Below are 17,495 nucleotides of genomic sequence, written 5' to 3'. Positions count from 1 at the left end.
CGTTCAGTTTTCAAAGAACTTGTCCGCCGCTTCAGAAGCGACTTCATCATATTAACATCTTCATTTTTCGATGTCAACTAAGTTTTAAAATTTCTTTTTTGTCGTTTTCTGCGTTTCCGCATCAGCGACGTTTATTAATATACCATCACACTTTTTAAATAACAAGTGTTTTTTTATAAAAATATAAAAAAATTATCTACCCTACTTTCTTCTATAGAAATAACTATTATCCTCTCTACTAAAAATAGTTATTCTGATTGTATACTACTACACTTCATTCAACAAAATTGAATTTCACAATACCTTCCCAAATTTTCATTCTCTTCTATATTAAGGTTTATAATAATTATCCTTCTATAAAATAACTATACAAATTAGCCGTAAGAAAAAATCCCATCTACATTAAACAGCCACTCGCACGCATTATCCCCTTCCTTCTCATTCGAAAATTCCCCCCTACAAATTAACAACATTCCAATCCTAATATAAACTTAAGTATATTGTTGGAATTTTTTTACATTTAATTAATGAAAAATATCCATTTTTTGTTATATAGTAAGAAAGGACGCACTCAACTATAAATAAACCAATGGAGGAATTATTTTATGGATAGGTTAACAAAGTTTTCATTAAAAAACCGAGCTGCCATTATCATCATGATCTTTCTCATTTCCATACTCGGTGTTTATTCCGGCTCTAAATTACCTATGGAATTTTTACCAAGTATCGACAATCCGGCAATTACCGTCACAACCTTATCTCAAGGACTCGACGCTGAAACGATGACAAAGGATGTAACTGACCCTCTCGAAAAACAATTTCGCAATTTAGAACACGTCGACACCATTACTTCTTCTACATACGAGGGATTATCACGTATCGACATTGCGTATACATCAAAAGCAAACATGAAAGATGCAGCACGCGAAGTCGAAAAAGCCGTCAATACAATTAAATTACCTAAAGATGTAACCAAGCCCGTAGTTAGTCAATTAAACACTTCTATGATTCCACTCGCTCAAATTACTATCCAGAAACAAAACGGTTTTTCAAAAGCAGATGAAAAACAAATTGAAAAAGAAATCGTACCACAACTCGAAAACATTGATGGTGTTGCCAACGTTATGTTTTTCGGAAAATCCACCTCTGAATTATCTATCGTACTTGATCCGAACCAATTAAAAAACAAAAACGTAACATCACAGCAGGTACTAACTGTTTTACAAGGAAAAGAAACTTCTACTCCAGCTGGGGCAATTACTGTTAATCAGGAAGAATACAACCTCCGCGTCATTGGGGACATAAAAAATGTAAATGACATTAAAAACATCACTGTGGCACCCCAAGTGAAATTGCAAGACATTGCTCAAATTGAAATTAAACAACACTACGATACAATCTCACATATAAACGGAGAAGAAGGCACAGGATTAATCATCATGAAAGAACCGAGTAAAAATGCAGTTGCCATTGGAAAAGAGATTGATAAAAAAGTTAAAGAGATAGATAAGGAATATAAAGATCAATTTTCTATTAAACTTTTGGCTTCAACCCATGAACAAGTTGAAAATGCTGTTACTAGCATGGGAAAAGAAGTAATACTTGGAGCAATCGCTGCAACTCTAATTATCTTAATCTTTTTACGTAACTTCCGAACAACACTCATCGCTGTTGTCAGTATTCCATTATCTATTTTATTAACACTCTTTTTACTACATCAATCTAACATTACGCTTAACATTTTAACCCTCGGTGGTTTAGCTGTTGCGGTTGGACGTCTCGTCGATGATAGTATCGTTGTCATCGAGAATATTTTCCGCCGTTTACAAAAAGATTCTTTCTCTAAAGATATCATTCTCGATGCAACGAAAGAAGTCGCAGTCGCAATTACTTCTTCTACTTTAACAACGGTCGCTGTTTTTTTACCTATCGGCCTCGTATCGGGAGCAATCGGAAAATTAATGTTACCTATGGTATTAGCAGTTGTATATTCTATACTATCATCCTTAATCGTTGCACTAACAGTTGTTCCACTTATGGCTTTTTTACTACTCAAAAAAACAAAGCATCGAAAGCCAAGTTCTTCATCACGATATGTCGCTACATTAAAGTGGGCTCTTTCTCATAAATTCATTATTCTACTTACTGCATTTTTATTATTTGTAGGATCAATTGCAGCTTATATATTACTACCGAAAGCAAACATAAAATCTGAAGACGACACAATGTTATCTATTAACATGACATTTCCAGCCGATTATAATGCTGAATCTCAAAAACAAAAAGCATTTGATTTTGAAAAGAAATTACTTTCTAATTCAGATATAACAGACGTTATTTTACGAATGGGATCTAGCGCAGAAGATGCACAATGGGGGCAAACAACTAAAAATAACCTCGCTAGTATATTCGTAGTCTTTAAAAAAGGTTTTGATATTGATCAATATATTAAAGAATTAAAAAAGGAAAATAAAACTTTTGAGCCTGCTGAACTTGATTATATAAAAACAAGTTATTCAAGCTCTGGCGGCGGCAATAACTTACAATTTAACGTAACAGCTACTAACGAAGCGGATTTAAAAGAGGCGGCTACTATCGTTGAAACAAAACTAAAAAGCATGGATGATCTTTCTAAAGTAAAAACAAATTTAGAAGACTCTAAAAAAGAATGGCAAATTCATATTGATCAAACAAAGGCTGAACAACTAGGTTTAACACCAGAAATAGCTGCGCAACAAGTAGCATTCCTTATGAAGAAATCACCTATTGGCGAAATTACAATTAATAACGAAAAAGCTACTATTATGATAGAACACAAAAAAGAAAACATTAATAAACAAGAAGATATTTTAAATACAAACATACTATCACCTATTAATGGACCAATACCTTTAAAAGACATCGCAACTATTTCAGAAAAACAAACGCAAACAGAAATTTTCCATAAAGACGGAAAAGAAACAATCCAAATTACAGCCGAAGCTTCAAATGAAGATTTGAGTAAAGTAAACACAGCAGTAAATAAAGCGATGACTGACTTAGATTTACCTAGTGGTGCAAAAGTAAATATCGCAGGAGCTACTGAATCTATGCAAGAGAATTTTACAGATTTATTCAAAATTATGGGGATTGCAATCGGGATTGTATATTTAATTATGGTTATCACCTTCGGGCAAGCACGTGCTCCTTTTGCAATCCTATTCTCCTTACCGTTAGCTGCTGTCGGTGGTATTTTAGGATTAATCATTTCACGAACACCTGTTGATGTAAATTCCTTGATCGGCGCATTAATGTTAATCGGGATTGTTGTTACAAACGCTATTGTATTAATAGAAAGAGTCCAACAAAATCGGGAACACGGAATGGAAACTAGAGAAGCCTTACTTGAAGCAGGTTCTACTAGACTACGCCCAATTATTATGACAGCTATTACAACAATCGTTGCTATGCTCCCACTCCTATTCGGCCAATCCCAAGCAGGAAGTATGGTATCAAAAAGTTTAGCCGTCGTCGTCATCGGCGGTTTGGCAGTCTCAACTGCTCTTACATTAGTAGTCGTTCCAGTTATGTATGAACTATTAGATAAAATCGGGAGAAAAAGACGCTCCCGTAGGAAAATAAGCACTTCTACAGAAACACCTGATATTTAAAAACAAAAGGCGTTACCTTCACAAATGAAGATAACGCCTTCTCTCTATTTATTCATAAAATCCATCATTTTTTCCACATATTGCTCTATAGGTTTACTAGAATCCACAATCCAAATTACATCTGTTCTTCTTTATAATTAATCACAAATTCAACAATCATTACATCCATTCCTTCTATATTAAAATACAAAAGAACCCCCTACCTATAAATAGAGAGTTCTTCTTTATAATTTATGCCGCTTTTACCTTTTTCGTTGTTTTACTTTTTCTTTTCGTTCCTGTAAAGCGCTTGTGTAATATAGATGCTATCAAGCGTGAAATAACATTGAATAGTAATACCATAATAATTAATACAGCTGCAGATTTTGTCGCAATCAACTTCGCATCTGGAATAACTCCTTCAGAATTTAATTTCCAAATGTGAACCGCTAATGTTTCAGCTGGTCTAAACGGATTTAAAGGATGCGCAGGACTTGATAAATCCGCTGCTGAATTTAAAATCGGGGATGTTAAACCCGCTGTGTAAATTAATGCTGCCGCTTCCCCAAATATACGACCCGCCGCTAAAATAATCCCTGTAATAATTTGTGGTAATGACGATGGGATAATAATACGAGCGATTGTTTGCCACTTCGTTGCACCTAATCCAAGACTTGCCTCTTTTACATTATGAGGAACTTCTGAAATCGCATTTTCACAAACACGCGTTAAACCTGGTAAATTTAAAATAGTTAAAGCAAGAGCACCACCCATTACTGTGTATCCCCAACCTGTCATTGTAACGAACACTAACAAACCAAATAAACCAACAACAATAGAAGGTAAAGACGCCATCGTCTCTATACATAGACGAACAAAATTTAAAAAACGTCCTTGTTTTGCGTACTCTGCTAAATATATTCCAGCACCTAATCCAAGAGGAATAGATATAATAAGCGTTATAACAAGCATGTAGAAGGAATTGAATAACTGCGGGCCAATCCCACCACCAGCTCTTGTATTGCTTGGTTCTCCAAACAAGAAATTAGGATCCCAAAATCCCCATCCCTTTTGTAAAATTTCAAATACTAAGAACACTAGCAAAGCTACAACTAAAGCTGCAACCGCATAAAAGATACCTGTCCAAACTTTATTTACCGTTCTTGCATTCATTATTATCGCTCACCTCTTTGCCCAATCGCTCGAATTACTAAAATAAACAGGAATGAAATAACAAGTAAAATCATCGCTAAAGTCCATAGCGCATTGTTCCAAGCAGTTCCGTTCAATGTATTCGTCATGTCCATTGTTAAAATACCAGTTAACGTCGCTGTCGGACTATATATTCCTTCTGGTAATTTAATCGTATTCCCGATTACCATTTGAACCGCTAGCGCTTCACCAAAAGCACGCGCTAAACCTAAAACAACACCTGTTAAAATCCCTTTCTTCGCAGCAGGAACAATTACTCGGCTAATCGCTTGCCATTTCGTTGATCCTAGACCATAAGAAGCTTCTAAATAATCAAATGGAACAGAACGTATTGCATCAGAAGCGATACTAGCAATAGTAGGTAAAATCATAATACTTAATACAACAATACCTGCAATTAAGCTAAAGCCTACTCCCCCAAACGAATCACGTAATAGTGGTACTAAAATCGTAACACCTAATAATCCGTATACAACCGAAGGAATACCAACTAACAATTCTAGAACAGGCTTCAATACTTTATTTCCAAATTTTGGCGAAATTAAATTCATGAATATAGCAAGAGCTATAGCAATTGGTGCACTAATAATAACCGCACCTAACGAAACCACCGTTGAACCTACAATGAAAATTAAAGCCCCGAAGGATCCTTGATCAGCATTTGGATTCCATTTTGTCGATGTTAACATCTCAGTAAATGAGATACCACTTTGTGTAAAAGATTGAATACCTTTCCCACAAATAAACGCAATAATAGCTAATGTAATTAAAACAATAAAAATACCACAAAACGTAACAAGTGATCTTCCTATATATTCACTTTTTACGTAATTAATTTGTTTTTTCCCCTTCATCACAGGACAGACCCCACTTCACAGATTGAAATGAACAGGACTGGCCTTGCAGCCAGCCCCATAAAATTTTATTACTTATTTAATTTAGACATTGGAATGTAGCCCATATCTTCTACTTGCTTTTCAAAATCTTTACCTTTTACATAATCGATGTAAGCTTTCGTCGCTTCCTTCGCTTCACCTTTTGTTACCATATATTCGTAAGACCAGAATGGATATTTACCAGACGCAATGTTTTCAACTTTCGGTTCAGCACCATCAATTTTCACTGTTTGTAGTGCGCCTTTTTTCTCGCCGACCATGTAAGACATTGCTAAATAACTCACCGAACCAGGAGTAGAGTTAATCGCTTGCTCTACTGCACCGTTAGAATCTTGTGTTGTACCAGTTCCATCATTAATTTTCGCGTCTTTCATAATCGTTTTTTCAAATGTAGCACGTGTACCAGATGAAGCCGGACGATTAATTACATTGATTTTTTCATCTTTTCCGCCTACTTCTTTCCAGTTTGTTACTTTTCCAGTGAAGATATCTTGTACTTGTTGCATTGTTAAGTTATCAACTTTTACATCTTTATTTACGACAAGAGCGAATGCAATACCCGCTACCTTGTTATCTACTAATTCTTTCGCCTTTTCAGCATCTTTTATTTTATCTCCGGACGGAACATCTGAATTACCAATTTGTACTGCACCAGATGCTACTTGGTTAATCCCAGTTCCACTACCGCCACCTTGAACTTGAATAGAAACTTTTGAATTTTTCTCCATGAATTTCTTTCCAGCTTCCTCCGCAAGAGGTAGAAGAGCTGTAGAACCAGCCGCTGCAATCGTACCTGATAATTCTTGTTTTGTATTATCGCTTCCTTTAGCAGTTTCTTTACTAGTTGTATCTTCTGCTTTCCCACAACCAACTAATGCTCCTGCTACCACTAAAGCTGCTAAAGAAAATTTAATACCTTTTTTCATAACCATGTCTTGTACCCCCATTTAGATTATCACTTTTCGAATTCGTTTTCTTTCGAACACAAATTCATTGTAGGACAACAATATTATGTGAGTGTTAAGCAATTTTTAATTTTAAGTAAATGACGATAATAATCCTTAAAAGCTAGAAATCCCAACATTTATAGTTAAATAACCCAACAAAAACCACACTAACTACGCTGCAATGTAAATATATTCTTAACAATGTAAATTCAATGTAAATGTTTTTCTCTCTTTTTCCCTTTTCGTTAAAGTTACATTTACAATTCCGCTGTATTTTGTAATTTTTACACACCTAATTTATGCACATTAAAAATAATTTCAGTAATATTTTTTAGTACAACTAAATAAATTGGAACAATTCTAAAAATAAATGAATATTTTTAAAGTACTAATTGACAACATAATCCAATGTAGTCTACTATATTACTAACAAAAAGTTTACCTTAGGAAACTTTTTAAACTCAAACTAAAAATATAGAGATGAGGTAACTTTTATGGTATCGGCTAATATAAAACCACTTTCCGAATTTAAAATAGGAGAGTTTGTACAAATTGAGAAGATACAATTAGAAGGAACTATGAAACGACGCTTATTAGATTTGGGATTTATCCCGGGGGCGACGATTAAAGTATTGCAACGCAGTCCACTTAGAGATCCGGTCGCTTATCAAGTGAGCAACACAACTATTGCACTGCGTAAAGAAGAAAGCTCCCTTATTTTCGGGGTATTAATAGGAGATGATTTCAGATGAGCAAACATCGTATCGCTTTAGCTGGTAACCCGAATACAGGGAAAAGTACATTATTTAATACTTTAACAGGCTTAAAACAACATACTGGAAACTGGACGGGAAAAACTGTTTTAAAAGCTGAAGGAGAATATGAACATAACGGAAGTAATTATACATTAATAGATTTACCGGGAACTTACTCACTATACTCAAATTCCGCAGACGAAGAAGTAGCGAGGGATTATATTATATTTGAAAAACCAGAAGTAACTGTAGTTGTTATAGACGCAACTGCTATGGAAAGAAATTTAAATTTAGCACTCCAGGTGATGGAGATGACAAATAATGTAGTCATTTGCATTAACTTAATTGATGAAGCCGAGAAAAAAGGGATTGTTATCGATGAAAAGAAATTAGCAAAATCACTTGGTGTACCTGTCGTTAAAATTTCAGCACGTAACCGAGTAGGTATTGGTCATTTGCTAAATGTTATTGCAAGAGTAGCAAATAAAAAACTAATTCCAACACCAATTAAAATTACTTACAGCGAAAAAATTGAAAATATGATTCAGGAATTAGAACCACAAATTTATAAAGTGTTCGGTGATACGTATCCAGCACGTTGGATTGCGTTACGTATATTAGATGGAGATAAAAATTTCTTAACTACACTTCAAAAACACCATAATGAACCACTTGTAAGGGAGGTCGTAATTAATGGAATCTCACTCAGCCAGTAAAGGTCTTCCATTAGACTATATTATTCAACATGCACAAACACTTTCAAAAGAAGATATACGAGATGATATAGTCGGAGATATTTACCGAACATCTGCAAGCATATGTAAAGAATCTGTCCAATATACAAATACTGATAAATTATATCGTTCTGAAAAACTAGATAAAATTTTCACATCTCCAATCTGGGGATTCCCAATTATGCTCGGTATTTTATCTATTATTTTTTATCTTACAATTGCAGGCGCTAACGTACCATCTGATATGATTGCCGAATTCTTCGGATGGGCCGAAGGATATTTAACATCTTGGTTCCAAGCAGCGCATGCACCTGAATGGTTACATGGCATTTTAATACTTGGTTTGTTCCGTGGTATCGGTGCTGTTATTAGCGTTATGTTACCACCTATGGCAATCTTTTTCCCTATGTTCGCGCTATTAGAAAACTACGGATACTTACCACGTGTCGCGTTTAATATGGACCGCTTATTCAAACGATCCGGCGCACACGGGAAACAATCTTTAACAATGGCAATGGGATTTGGTTGTAATGCAGCAGCCATTATGTCAACACGTATCATTGAATCACCACGTGAACGTATGCTAGCAATTTTAACGAACAACTTCGTTCCTTGTAACGGTCGCTGGCCTATGTTAATTTTAATGGCTTCACTATTTATGGCTGCTGGTTATACAGGCAGTATGCAAACATTGGTTACTGCTGGCGTTGTAGTTGGAATGGTTGTAATTGGTGTTATTATGACATTAACTGTTTCTTGGGTACTATCAAAGACAGCCTTAAAAGGGATTCCAACTCACTACACACTTGAGTTACCTCCGTACCGCAAGCCAAAAGTTTGGAATACCATTGTTCGCGCAACACTCGATAAATCAATCTATGTTTTAAAACGAGCTATAGTTGTTGCTGCCCCTGCGGCTGCATTAACTTGGTTACTTGCTAACATTTTTATCGGTGACACAAGCTTACTTATGTATTTTGTAAACTTCCTAGATCCATTTGCTAAAATGTTAGGACTTGACGGGTTTATTCTAGCTGCATTCATTCTTGGACTACCCGCTAATGAAATTGTAATCCCAATTTTATTAATGTCTTACTTATCAACTGGGGCTTTAACTGAAATAGATGATTTTAATCAAATTAAAAATCTATTCCTAGAAAATGGTTGGACTTGGTTAACAGCGTTAAACACAATGTTGTTCTCACTTCTTCATTTCCCGTGCGGAACAACACTTGTTAATATATACAAAGAAACAAAAAGTGCAAAATGGACATTCTTATCGTTTGCAATCCCTACCGTTATCGCCATTGTTGTTACATTCCTCTCTACACAATTGGTACATTGGTTAGGGCTTGTATAAAGCAAAGCATACATAGAAGGTATCCCCCTTCACATATGCTTTGCACGAAAGAAACCTGAAATTATTCAGGTTTCTTTTTTTGCACATCAGTATTCCACGGCTGTGCTCCATACGTTGTGAGTTTTTTATGAATAAAATATATAGTTCCTGGAAGAACTGCCATTAATATCGTGCAACTAATTCCTAATCCAGTAAACAACTTTCATCACCTTATTTCACTCTTTTCGGTAAAGCTGAACCTGAATGTTCAATTGTTGGATGAACATGAACAGTAATTTCAGCATTACTAAAGTAATTTTCGCCTTGATCCCAATTCTTACTTATTTTTGTCCACTCTTTATAATTATGTCGCTTATACACTTCCCCTAACTCTAATACATCTACCTTATATTTTTTTTGAACAAGCTTAATCGATTTTTGAATACGCTCCTCCATTTCTTCCGATATATCCTTCTCTAAACGCTTTTCATTCAAAACCTTTTTATGATCACTGAAATGCAACTCAGCCAATGTGCCTTCCAGAGATAAATGAATATCAAACTTTGGTTTTGTAGCATTCGTTGTGGATACTTTAATTTTTCGACGTAACTTATGAATTTCATATGTAATAAGTTGATTCTTTTTACGGATGGTAAAAAAACCTCCAATTTTTTTGCCTATTATATAATTCATCCCTACTGTTTCTTCCCCACTCAAATTGCCTACACATTTATTATCCTTTCCACGAAACAATGCTGCACCGTTCATTTGTACTCCTTGTTTTGTTAGTTCCAGAATAGGTAATACAAAACTTCGGTTAGAGATCATCTTTTCCTGCACCTCACCAATTCTTGCAGCCTCAATCATTTGGGCATTTTTCGGAGGGTGTTCAGCTAACATATCAATATACTGCGCCGGTAAATTTTCAGGCTTGGCACTTTGTTTTAAAATAGCTTCGGCATTTTTATTAGAAACGAACAAACGAATATTTCTTCTCATCTCATGATCGCGAATATATACATCTAACGTATTTTGTAAAATGTATGGATGTGAAAGTAATTCTTCAGAGAAAATAATCACCTGTATATGAGGGAAAAATAATGTACGACTAATTTTTTTGGCGATTATTCTTATTTGTTCAAATACACTATCTGCTTTTGCACTAACATTAATATAATTTTCGCTATCCCCACCCCCTTGTCCACCCTGTTGAGACAATTTACTGGGGAGTACCATCTGATAGGTCCCTTTCATAATTGGATTCGCTTTCTTCTCCTTCACAATATCGTAAGCCGCTCCTACTACAAATCCTCTTTCTTCTATCTCTTCTAACTCAGAACACCCACTCATAAATCCAGTTAAAGCCATAACCATTATAATTTTAAGAAGGTGTTTCATTTCCACCATTCCTTCTTTTTATTTTATATACAATTAAAACGAGCAAAGGAGCTAACACAACAAACCCCATATCTATCCAAGCTAAATAAGTCCCATAACTTGATAAAGTATTTAAACTACTAGGTATCATATTCACCATAAAAATAATAGGGGCACTTATGAAAATAAAAATTTGTTTCTTCACTTTCGGAAACATAGCACAAAACAATAAAGATGCGACGTCATAATACATTGCTGTAGTGTTATAAATAGTAATAATCCAAGTCGTAAAAAAAATCGCATCAAACCTTTCTAAAAATCCTCCACCAATTTCAATTTCTTTCCCTAATTCAATTGTTGGATATGTCAATCCACGTGTTGTCATATACGTAAAAACACTAATACAAGTTACATAAATTAAAATGTATGACAGCACGTTTACCATCACCGCTTTCGCGACTGCCATTGGCGCTTTTTTCGCTGTCTTATCATTCAGCAACACCGCATAAAATAAAGCTACTTCAAATCCAATAAACGTAAAAATAGAATTTTTAACTCCAACAGCATATTGACTTACTTTCGTTTGAAAAGCTGGTAGTAAATTATTTATTTCCATTAAATTTATATTCAATAAAGAAAGAAGTACTATCGCAATTAAAACAATAGGCAAGAATAAAACATTTAACCTTAATAAGGCTGCTCTTGATCCTGCTATTCCATAAATAACAACTAATAAGAAGAAAAAAGACAGTAGTTGTATTGGTGTATCACTAAATAAATACGTTTGAGAAATAACTGAAATCATTCGCGATTCATACGCTGTCAAAGCAGCAAACGTTAATACTAAAATACTACTAATTGTGTATGCAACAGGCTTCGTCAAATGCGCACTCGTATATTGAACAAAATTTTGTTTTGGAAATAAGATAGCCACTCTCGTCACAAACCAGCCTAAAACTGCGCAAATCAGTCCACCCAAAAGCAAGATAATCCAACCGTCCGAAAATAAAGTTTGGTTAGCAATATCTCTTGGCATAGACAATGCCCCTATACCAATAATGGTCGATGATACCGCAAACCCAATTTCCCGAGATCCAATCTCTTCATCGCCATACTCAAATGGTTTCAATTATTTTCGCTCCTTTGGACGTATTGTAGAATCTTTTGTTTGTAAGTACTCCGGTCTATCTTTCAACATCGCTTTTGGTATGCGAATAAATTCTTCTTTCCAATCTTTATAAAATGCAGGAGCAATTGGAGTTGTATACGGTATACCAACACTTGTTAAATTTGTAATATGAACAGCAAGTGCAATCAGAGCTAGAATGATCCCATACAACCCAAAAGCAGTTGCAGCTAATACAAAGACGAAAAGTAAAATCCGGAACGTAATCGTAATACTATATACAGGAAGCGAGAACGTAGCAATCGCAGTAACTGCAATAATAATAACTAAAAACGGATTTACAATCCCTGCATTTACCGCAGCTTCTCCAATTACAAGACCTCCTACAATCCCTATCGTTTGTCCCATTGGTTTGGGCAATCGGATTCCAGCTTCTCGTATTAATTCCATAGTCAAGGCCATCATTAACGTTTCAATATATGCTGGGAACGGAACACCTTCCCTCGCACCTGCAATTGAATAAGCCAGTTTAGAAGGAATAAGTCCTTGATGATAAGATACAAGTGCTACATACATAGCTGGTAACAAAACCGCGATTATACCTGAACCCATACGTAAAAATCTTAGTAACGTTCCAATCACCCAGCGCTCGTAATGATCTTCTACAGATTGAAAAATATCAACAAACACAAGCGGTGCAATAAGAGCAAACGGAGATCCGTCTACTAAAATGGCCGCTTTTCCCTTCGCTAATGACGCTATAATATTATCTGGCCTCTCTGTATTCAAAAACTGTGGAAATGGAGATAAATTATTATCCTGAATTAATTGTTCAATCGTACCTGTTTCCAAAATAATATCTGTCACTATTGATTGAAGACGGCGATCTAACTCTTTTACAATGTGAGGATTAATAATATCTTCTATATATACTAGGGTTACTTCTTTCTGCGATCGCTTCCCCATAATATAAGATTGGAACCTCAACTTTGGATCGCGTAAACTGCGTCGGATTAACATTTTATTCACATTAATATCTTCATTTAATCCAACTCTCGGTCCGCGTATTAAATCTTCTGTCACTGGTGGCTCTAAACTTCTCTTCTCCCAAGCCCTACTATTAATAACGATAGCAGTTTGAATATTATCAATTAATATAACTGTATCTCCCGCTAAAATCGCATTTATAATATCCGGAAACGTTGTCTTCTTACCCACTTCCGCAATAGAAATAAAACGATCCAATAACGTCTGAACGACAGCCGCTTCATTTTGCACTTCTTCATATTGAAGAGTACGAACTACATATTTATAAACATTATCCTTGTCTGTTAACCCACATAAAAACACAACCGCACAACGTGTAAAACTCCCAGCAAGAACAACTTCTCTAATTGTTAAATCATTAGGTGAACCTAACTCATCCCTAATTTCTTTCATAACTTCAAATAAGTTACCTTCAAGCTCTAACAATTTCCCCACCTAACTTCCTTTTCAACAAGTTTTTAGTTAGATTCCGCTAATTGAAGAAAATATATACAAAAAAGAGCTATCTCTTTTCAAAGATAGCTCTAATAAAGTAAAACTTTAATCACCCCTCACCAATCGGACTTTTACAGGCAGCAGGGCCCCTACCTAACTTCTTTGCTTCCGCTTAATTTTGAGTTGAGGGTCTTACTGCCCGTTAATGCGGGATAAACGAATTACTTTTCTACTATTGTATTGTTTTTCTTTATAGATACACCTTTTGTAAATCCACTAACTACAAACATCACAATTATATTAATTAACAATGCGACTATACCTACATTCAAATCTTTTATATACTGCGGGAAGCTCGGAAACATCGTGGCTATAGTTGAACCAGATAAGGTAATATATGCGACCACTAATAGCCCAACTCCCATTCCTGCAATCGCCCCTTGCTTCGTAATAATTTGACGTGGAAACAAGCTACATACAAGTGCAGGGAAAAGTTGTGTAACAATACTGTATCCCATTAATAGAAGCGCTCCTATCGTTTCTCCTCCTTTAAATGTAAATAAAACTGCCACGAGCGTTACTACAGGCACAAATAATTTTGCCATCTTAGCAACTTGTCTATCTGAAGCAGATGGAACTATCGTTCGATAAATATTTTTCGCTAACAGTGTAGAAGCCGCCATAACAAGCATCGAACCCGGAACCAATGCCGTTAATACTCCCGCACTACCAATAATTCCAATAAACCAAGGGTCAAACGTTTGAAGAGCAAGTCTGAACAATGAAAGGTCTACATCCGCTCCTTTTAATCCCGGAACCTGTAATATAGCAGCAAATCCTGCAAAAAATACGAAAAGTAAAACTAAAGAATACAATGGCATAATTGCTGCATTTTTACGAAATACTTTTTCATTTTTTGCAGAAAAAGCAGAAGCAAATGTATGAGGCCACATATAGAAACCGAGGGCCGTTAATATAATAGTAGAAACAAACCAAGAAATACTCATTCCTTCTTCAGATAAAGATAAAAATCCCGGTTTCGCTGCCTCTACAGCCTCAAACATCGGCTGAAATCCTCCATAATAATGATACGGTAAATATATACCTAAAAACATAACGATAAACAGTATCATAATATCCTTCAAAGCGGCCGTCCAAGCCGAACCATGTATACCTGAAACCATTACATATATAGTTATAACAATAGCACCAATCCAAACCGCAACAACAGGTGACACCCTTCCGTAAGAAGCTTCTGAAACGATAATTCCCAGTCCTTTTAACTGTAAAACAAGATATGGGATGATGGAAACAACACCAACAATCGAAACAATAAGTCCAAGCGCTTTACTTCTATATTTCTTCGCAAAAAAATCCGACTGTGAAACAAGGTTATGCTCTTTCGCATACTTCCAAATCGGTGGCAATAAAAAATACGATAAAAGATAAGCTAAAGCGCCATAACCTAAAATATAAAAGGTAGGTGCTCCTTTACTATATGCCCAGCCACTTCCTCCCAAAAATGTAAACGTCGTATAAATTTCACCTGCCATAAGGAGAAAAACAAAAATAGTGCCAAACCCTCTTCCCCCAACTGACCATTGCTCTAAATTCATATCTTTTCCATGTTGTGCCCGAATCCCTAAAAATAGTGCGAGAAACAAAAATAAAATAATGATAAGTAATGCAGTCATTTTACATCCTCCTTATTAGCAGGATCAAACACGTACACAAGCCCCATACAAAAAGATGTAATAAACACTGATAATAATACCCAAAATAATAAAAATGGCATCCCTAATACGTAAGGAGTAACTGAATTCGCAAATATTGGCCCAACTACTAAACAAAGAACTGGGATAAGCGCTAGAATGTGTATTTTCTTCATCTCATTCTCCTTTACTTATAAAGTTCATAATGGCTGATACAAAGACTTCCACTCCAATCGGCAATGCATCTTCGTCAATCGTAAAACGAGGGTGATGGTGAGGATATATAATACCTTTCTCTTTATTTCCCGCTCCGATAAAAAAGAATGTCCCCGGTGCCTTTTGTAAAAACGCTGAAAAATCTTCTCCAGCCATAGTCGGCTGTAAACGAACAACTCTATCCCTTCCATAAAGTTGTAATGCCGTTTGTTCAATAAGCTCTGTAGCTTCATAGTCATTTACAACTGGTCGATACCCATATTCATATGAAAATGTATATTTCGCTCCGTAAGATTCCGTAATATGCTTCACAATCCGCTCAATCTTCTTCTCTGTTTCACCTCGTAATTCATGTCTTAAACTTCTTACTGTCCCTTCAATCTCGGCTTGCTCTGGTATTACATTATGAGTTGTCCCCGCATGAAATTGTGTAACAGATATTACGAGAGAATCTAATGGATTCGTGAGGCGAGATACAATTTGCTGAAGTTGCGAAACGACTTGTGTTCCAATTGCAATACTATCCACCGTTTCATGAGGGATTCCAGCATGTCCACCTTTTCCCTCTATCTTAATTTTAAAAACATCCGGTGCAGCCATTGCAGGGCCATAAATAACACCTATTTTCCCAACCTCTAATGACGCCCAAAGGTGAGCACCAATAATATAATCCACACCTTCCATTACACCTGCAGCAACCATCTCCTCTGCACCACCAGGAAAATTCTCTTCAGCATGTTGGAATAGAAAACGAATCTCCCCTTTAATTTTCTCTCTTTCTCCTACTAACTTATGTACAACCCCAAGTAATATCGCTATATGTCCATCATGACCACATGCATGCATTACACCTTTATATATAGAAATAAAATCAAACTCATTTTCTTCATGAATAGGAAGAGCATCCATATCGGCTCGAATCGCAACTGTTTTGCCCGGATGTTTACCTACTAACTTTGCCATCACACTATATTTAGTCGGCCGTGACACTTCTAAATATGGGAATTTCCGAAGTATATCGAACACAAACTGCGATGTTTTCTCTTCTTGAAAAGATAACTCTGGATACTTATGAAAATGCCTTCTCCACTCAACCAACTGATTTTTTGACAAAACAAGTTCCTTTGCAACATCCATTTCTCTTCTCCCCTTCTTCACCAAGTTAAATGTTATTATAACGTGAATTGTTAACTTTTAAAAGAATCTTCTGAATTTTCAGTGATGATAAACTAAAAAGAAAAAGCCATCCAAAAGACGACTTTTTCATTATTATAAAATAGTAATTGCTTGTTTTCCCATTTGCTCCCAAGCTTTCTCAAATTCTGCTCGCGGAACAGCCAAGCGCGGATTATTTTTAAGAGGATCATTTACATATACAAAGTTTTGATCATATCCAATTACTACTGCACTATGCTCATAATATGTAATTTTCACTTCGCCTGAACTCGTATTCCATGTTTCAAAACTACTTTCAGCTAGCGGCTTAAACGTCGTATTAATAATGACCCATACCGGAGAACCAGAACTAATTACTTTATATATATCTTGCATGTCTCTACCTGTTAAATTAATTACTTTTTCAGGAACATATTTTTCTGCTAAATCAAAGATTGGTTTATTGTATACACCATATCCAGGCTCTGCCTTTGTATAAATATTTCCCACAAATCCCTCGTAAGGATTTCCACGCAAACCATTTTGTTCAAATGGAACACGATGAATTTCGCTAGCAAGTTGCATCTTATCTACTTGTACACCTTTATATTGCAGCAACATAGCTAAACTTGTCACTTCACATCCTCGAGGTAATTCTGGTAATTGTTTAATAAACGGAACATCTTCAATCATAGCTGCTTCTTTCATTTCAGATAGAAACTCTAAGCGTAGAACTTGCGCCTTTTGCATGATTTTATCTTTTCCTATAAAAAATGCAGCAGCAAGTATAATCCCAAAAACAAAAAGATATTTTAACTTTTTCATTATAAACAAAACTCCATTAATTATTATTTTACAGACACAACTCTTATCATTGTACCCTTCTTCTTACTAGTTTGCTAGAAAGATCATGTG

The 17,495-nt window shown here is 35.5% G+C and carries 15 protein-coding genes; 4 read left to right on the top strand and 11 right to left on the bottom strand.

Features of this window, described 5'->3' with window-relative positions; all coding sequences use genetic code 11:
- The first annotated feature begins 605 nt into the window (after window positions 1–605).
- Window positions 606–3,650, top strand: coding sequence for an efflux RND transporter permease subunit (locus ABWK52_RS16450; RefSeq protein WP_098541058.1), 3,045 nt, complete (start codon window positions 606–608; stop codon window positions 3,648–3,650).
- A gap of 231 nt (window positions 3,651–3,881) precedes the next feature.
- Here the strand turns inward: ABWK52_RS16450 and pstA are convergent, their stop codons facing one another.
- The 3 genes from pstA to ABWK52_RS16435 all read right to left on the bottom strand — a co-directional run bounded on the left by pstA (window position 3,882) and on the right by ABWK52_RS16435 (window position 6,669).
- Window positions 3,882–4,802 (bottom strand): phosphate ABC transporter permease PstA, encoded by a 921-nt coding sequence (gene pstA, locus ABWK52_RS16445; RefSeq protein WP_000994140.1) that lies wholly within the window; start codon window positions 4,800–4,802, stop codon window positions 3,882–3,884.
- Between the two features lie 2 nt (window positions 4,803–4,804).
- Window positions 4,805–5,695 (bottom strand): phosphate ABC transporter permease subunit PstC, encoded by an 891-nt coding sequence (gene pstC, locus ABWK52_RS16440; protein WP_000676676.1) that lies wholly within the window; start codon window positions 5,693–5,695, stop codon window positions 4,805–4,807.
- 71 nt (window positions 5,696–5,766) lie between these two features.
- On the bottom strand, window positions 5,767–6,669 hold the full coding sequence (locus ABWK52_RS16435) for a phosphate ABC transporter substrate-binding protein PstS family protein (RefSeq protein WP_000245109.1): 903 nt from the start codon (window positions 6,667–6,669) through the stop codon (window positions 5,767–5,769).
- A 509-nt stretch (window positions 6,670–7,178) separates the two neighbouring features.
- On the opposite strand from ABWK52_RS16435, the gene ABWK52_RS16430 reads away from it, so the two are divergent.
- Genes ABWK52_RS16430 through ABWK52_RS16420 form a run of 3 tightly spaced genes read left to right on the top strand, consistent with a single transcriptional unit; the run spans window position 7,179 to window position 9,533 of the window.
- Window positions 7,179–7,436, top strand: a complete 258-nt coding sequence (locus tag ABWK52_RS16430; RefSeq protein ID WP_098541056.1) for a FeoA family protein — start codon at window positions 7,179–7,181, stop codon at window positions 7,434–7,436.
- Complete coding sequence (locus ABWK52_RS16425; protein WP_000033868.1) at window positions 7,433–8,155, top strand: FeoB small GTPase domain-containing protein; 723 nt, start codon at window positions 7,433–7,435, stop codon at window positions 8,153–8,155. The genes ABWK52_RS16430 and ABWK52_RS16425 overlap by 4 nt, the downstream gene beginning before the upstream one ends.
- Window positions 8,133–9,533 (top strand): nucleoside recognition domain-containing protein, encoded by a 1,401-nt coding sequence (locus ABWK52_RS16420; RefSeq protein WP_000443624.1) that lies wholly within the window; start codon window positions 8,133–8,135, stop codon window positions 9,531–9,533. Before ABWK52_RS16425 ends, ABWK52_RS16420 begins: the two co-directional genes overlap by 23 nt.
- Window positions 9,534–9,594: 61 nt before the next feature.
- Here ABWK52_RS16420 and ABWK52_RS16415 read toward each other — a convergent pair whose 3' ends face one another.
- From ABWK52_RS16415 to ABWK52_RS16380, 8 genes are all read right to left on the bottom strand, one after another.
- Window positions 9,595–9,732, bottom strand: coding sequence for a hypothetical protein (locus tag ABWK52_RS16415; RefSeq protein ID WP_000493997.1), 138 nt, complete (start codon window positions 9,730–9,732; stop codon window positions 9,595–9,597).
- 11 nt (window positions 9,733–9,743) lie between these two features.
- Window positions 9,744–10,910 carry a spore germination protein GerLC gene (gene gerLC / locus ABWK52_RS16410; protein ID WP_140158276.1) on the bottom strand — a complete coding sequence of 389 codons (1,167 nt, stop codon included), beginning with the start codon at window positions 10,908–10,910 and terminating at the stop codon, window positions 9,744–9,746.
- Complete coding sequence (gene gerLB / locus ABWK52_RS16405; RefSeq protein WP_000802008.1) at window positions 10,894–12,018, bottom strand: spore germination protein GerLB; 1,125 nt, start codon at window positions 12,016–12,018, stop codon at window positions 10,894–10,896. Before gerLB ends, gerLC begins: the two co-directional genes overlap by 17 nt.
- Window positions 12,019–13,497 carry a spore germination protein GerLA gene (gene gerLA / locus ABWK52_RS16400; RefSeq protein ID WP_002060757.1) on the bottom strand — a complete coding sequence of 493 codons (1,479 nt, stop codon included), beginning with the start codon at window positions 13,495–13,497 and terminating at the stop codon, window positions 12,019–12,021.
- 221 nt (window positions 13,498–13,718) lie between these two features.
- Window positions 13,719–15,191: a sodium:solute symporter family protein gene (locus ABWK52_RS16395; protein ID WP_097796836.1), complete on the bottom strand. Its 1,473-nt coding sequence runs from the start codon at window positions 15,189–15,191 to the stop codon at window positions 13,719–13,721.
- A complete protein-coding gene (locus ABWK52_RS16390) occupies window positions 15,188–15,385 on the bottom strand; it encodes a DUF3311 domain-containing protein (RefSeq protein WP_000719833.1) in 198 nt (65 codons plus the stop codon). The genes ABWK52_RS16395 and ABWK52_RS16390 overlap by 4 nt, the downstream gene beginning before the upstream one ends.
- A 1-nt stretch (window position 15,386) precedes the next feature.
- Entirely contained in the window at window positions 15,387–16,562 is a 1,176-nt protein-coding gene (locus ABWK52_RS16385) for an amidohydrolase (protein ID WP_098541054.1), read from the bottom strand.
- Between the two features lie 132 nt (window positions 16,563–16,694).
- The gene (locus ABWK52_RS16380; protein ID WP_000734488.1) at window positions 16,695–17,405 is read right to left on the bottom strand and encodes a C39 family peptidase; all 711 of its coding nucleotides are present in this window, start codon (window positions 17,403–17,405) and stop codon (window positions 16,695–16,697) included.
- Window positions 17,406–17,495: the final 90 nt, after the last annotated feature.

Source organism: Bacillus sp. AP50 (genome assembly GCF_040492675.1).
In the GTDB taxonomy this organism is placed as follows: domain Bacteria; phylum Bacillota; class Bacilli; order Bacillales; family Bacillaceae_G; genus Bacillus_A; species Bacillus_A cereus.
The sequence above is the reverse complement of the archived record's forward strand: the minus strand, read 5'-3'. Positions and strand labels throughout refer to the sequence as shown.

What these genes read in the sequence shown, in the direction of transcription:
- ABWK52_RS16420 (WP_000443624.1), top strand. Translation starts at nt 8,133, where the DNA reads ATGGAATCTCACTCAGCCAGTAAAGGTCTTCCATTAGACTATATTATT.
- ABWK52_RS16385 (WP_098541054.1), bottom strand. Translation starts at nt 16,562, where the DNA reads ATGGATGTTGCAAAGGAACTTGTTTTGTCAAAAAATCAGTTGGTTGAG.
- ABWK52_RS16395 (WP_097796836.1), bottom strand. Translation starts at nt 15,191, where the DNA reads ATGACTGCATTACTTATCATTATTTTATTTTTGTTTCTCGCACTATTT.
- ABWK52_RS16390 (WP_000719833.1), bottom strand. Translation starts at nt 15,385, where the DNA reads ATGAAGAAAATACACATTCTAGCGCTTATCCCAGTTCTTTGTTTAGTA.
- ABWK52_RS16380 (WP_000734488.1), bottom strand. Translation starts at nt 17,405, where the DNA reads ATGAAAAAGTTAAAATATCTTTTTGTTTTTGGGATTATACTTGCTGCT.
- ABWK52_RS16425 (WP_000033868.1), top strand. Translation starts at nt 7,433, where the DNA reads ATGAGCAAACATCGTATCGCTTTAGCTGGTAACCCGAATACAGGGAAA.
- gerLC (WP_140158276.1), bottom strand. Translation starts at nt 10,910, where the DNA reads ATGAAACACCTTCTTAAAATTATAATGGTTATGGCTTTAACTGGATTT.
- pstC (WP_000676676.1), bottom strand. Translation starts at nt 5,695, where the DNA reads ATGAAGGGGAAAAAACAAATTAATTACGTAAAAAGTGAATATATAGGA.
- ABWK52_RS16430 (WP_098541056.1), top strand. Translation starts at nt 7,179, where the DNA reads ATGGTATCGGCTAATATAAAACCACTTTCCGAATTTAAAATAGGAGAG.
- ABWK52_RS16450 (WP_098541058.1), top strand. Translation starts at nt 606, where the DNA reads ATGGATAGGTTAACAAAGTTTTCATTAAAAAACCGAGCTGCCATTATC.
- ABWK52_RS16435 (WP_000245109.1), bottom strand. Translation starts at nt 6,669, where the DNA reads ATGGTTATGAAAAAAGGTATTAAATTTTCTTTAGCAGCTTTAGTGGTA.
- pstA (WP_000994140.1), bottom strand. Translation starts at nt 4,802, where the DNA reads ATGAATGCAAGAACGGTAAATAAAGTTTGGACAGGTATCTTTTATGCG.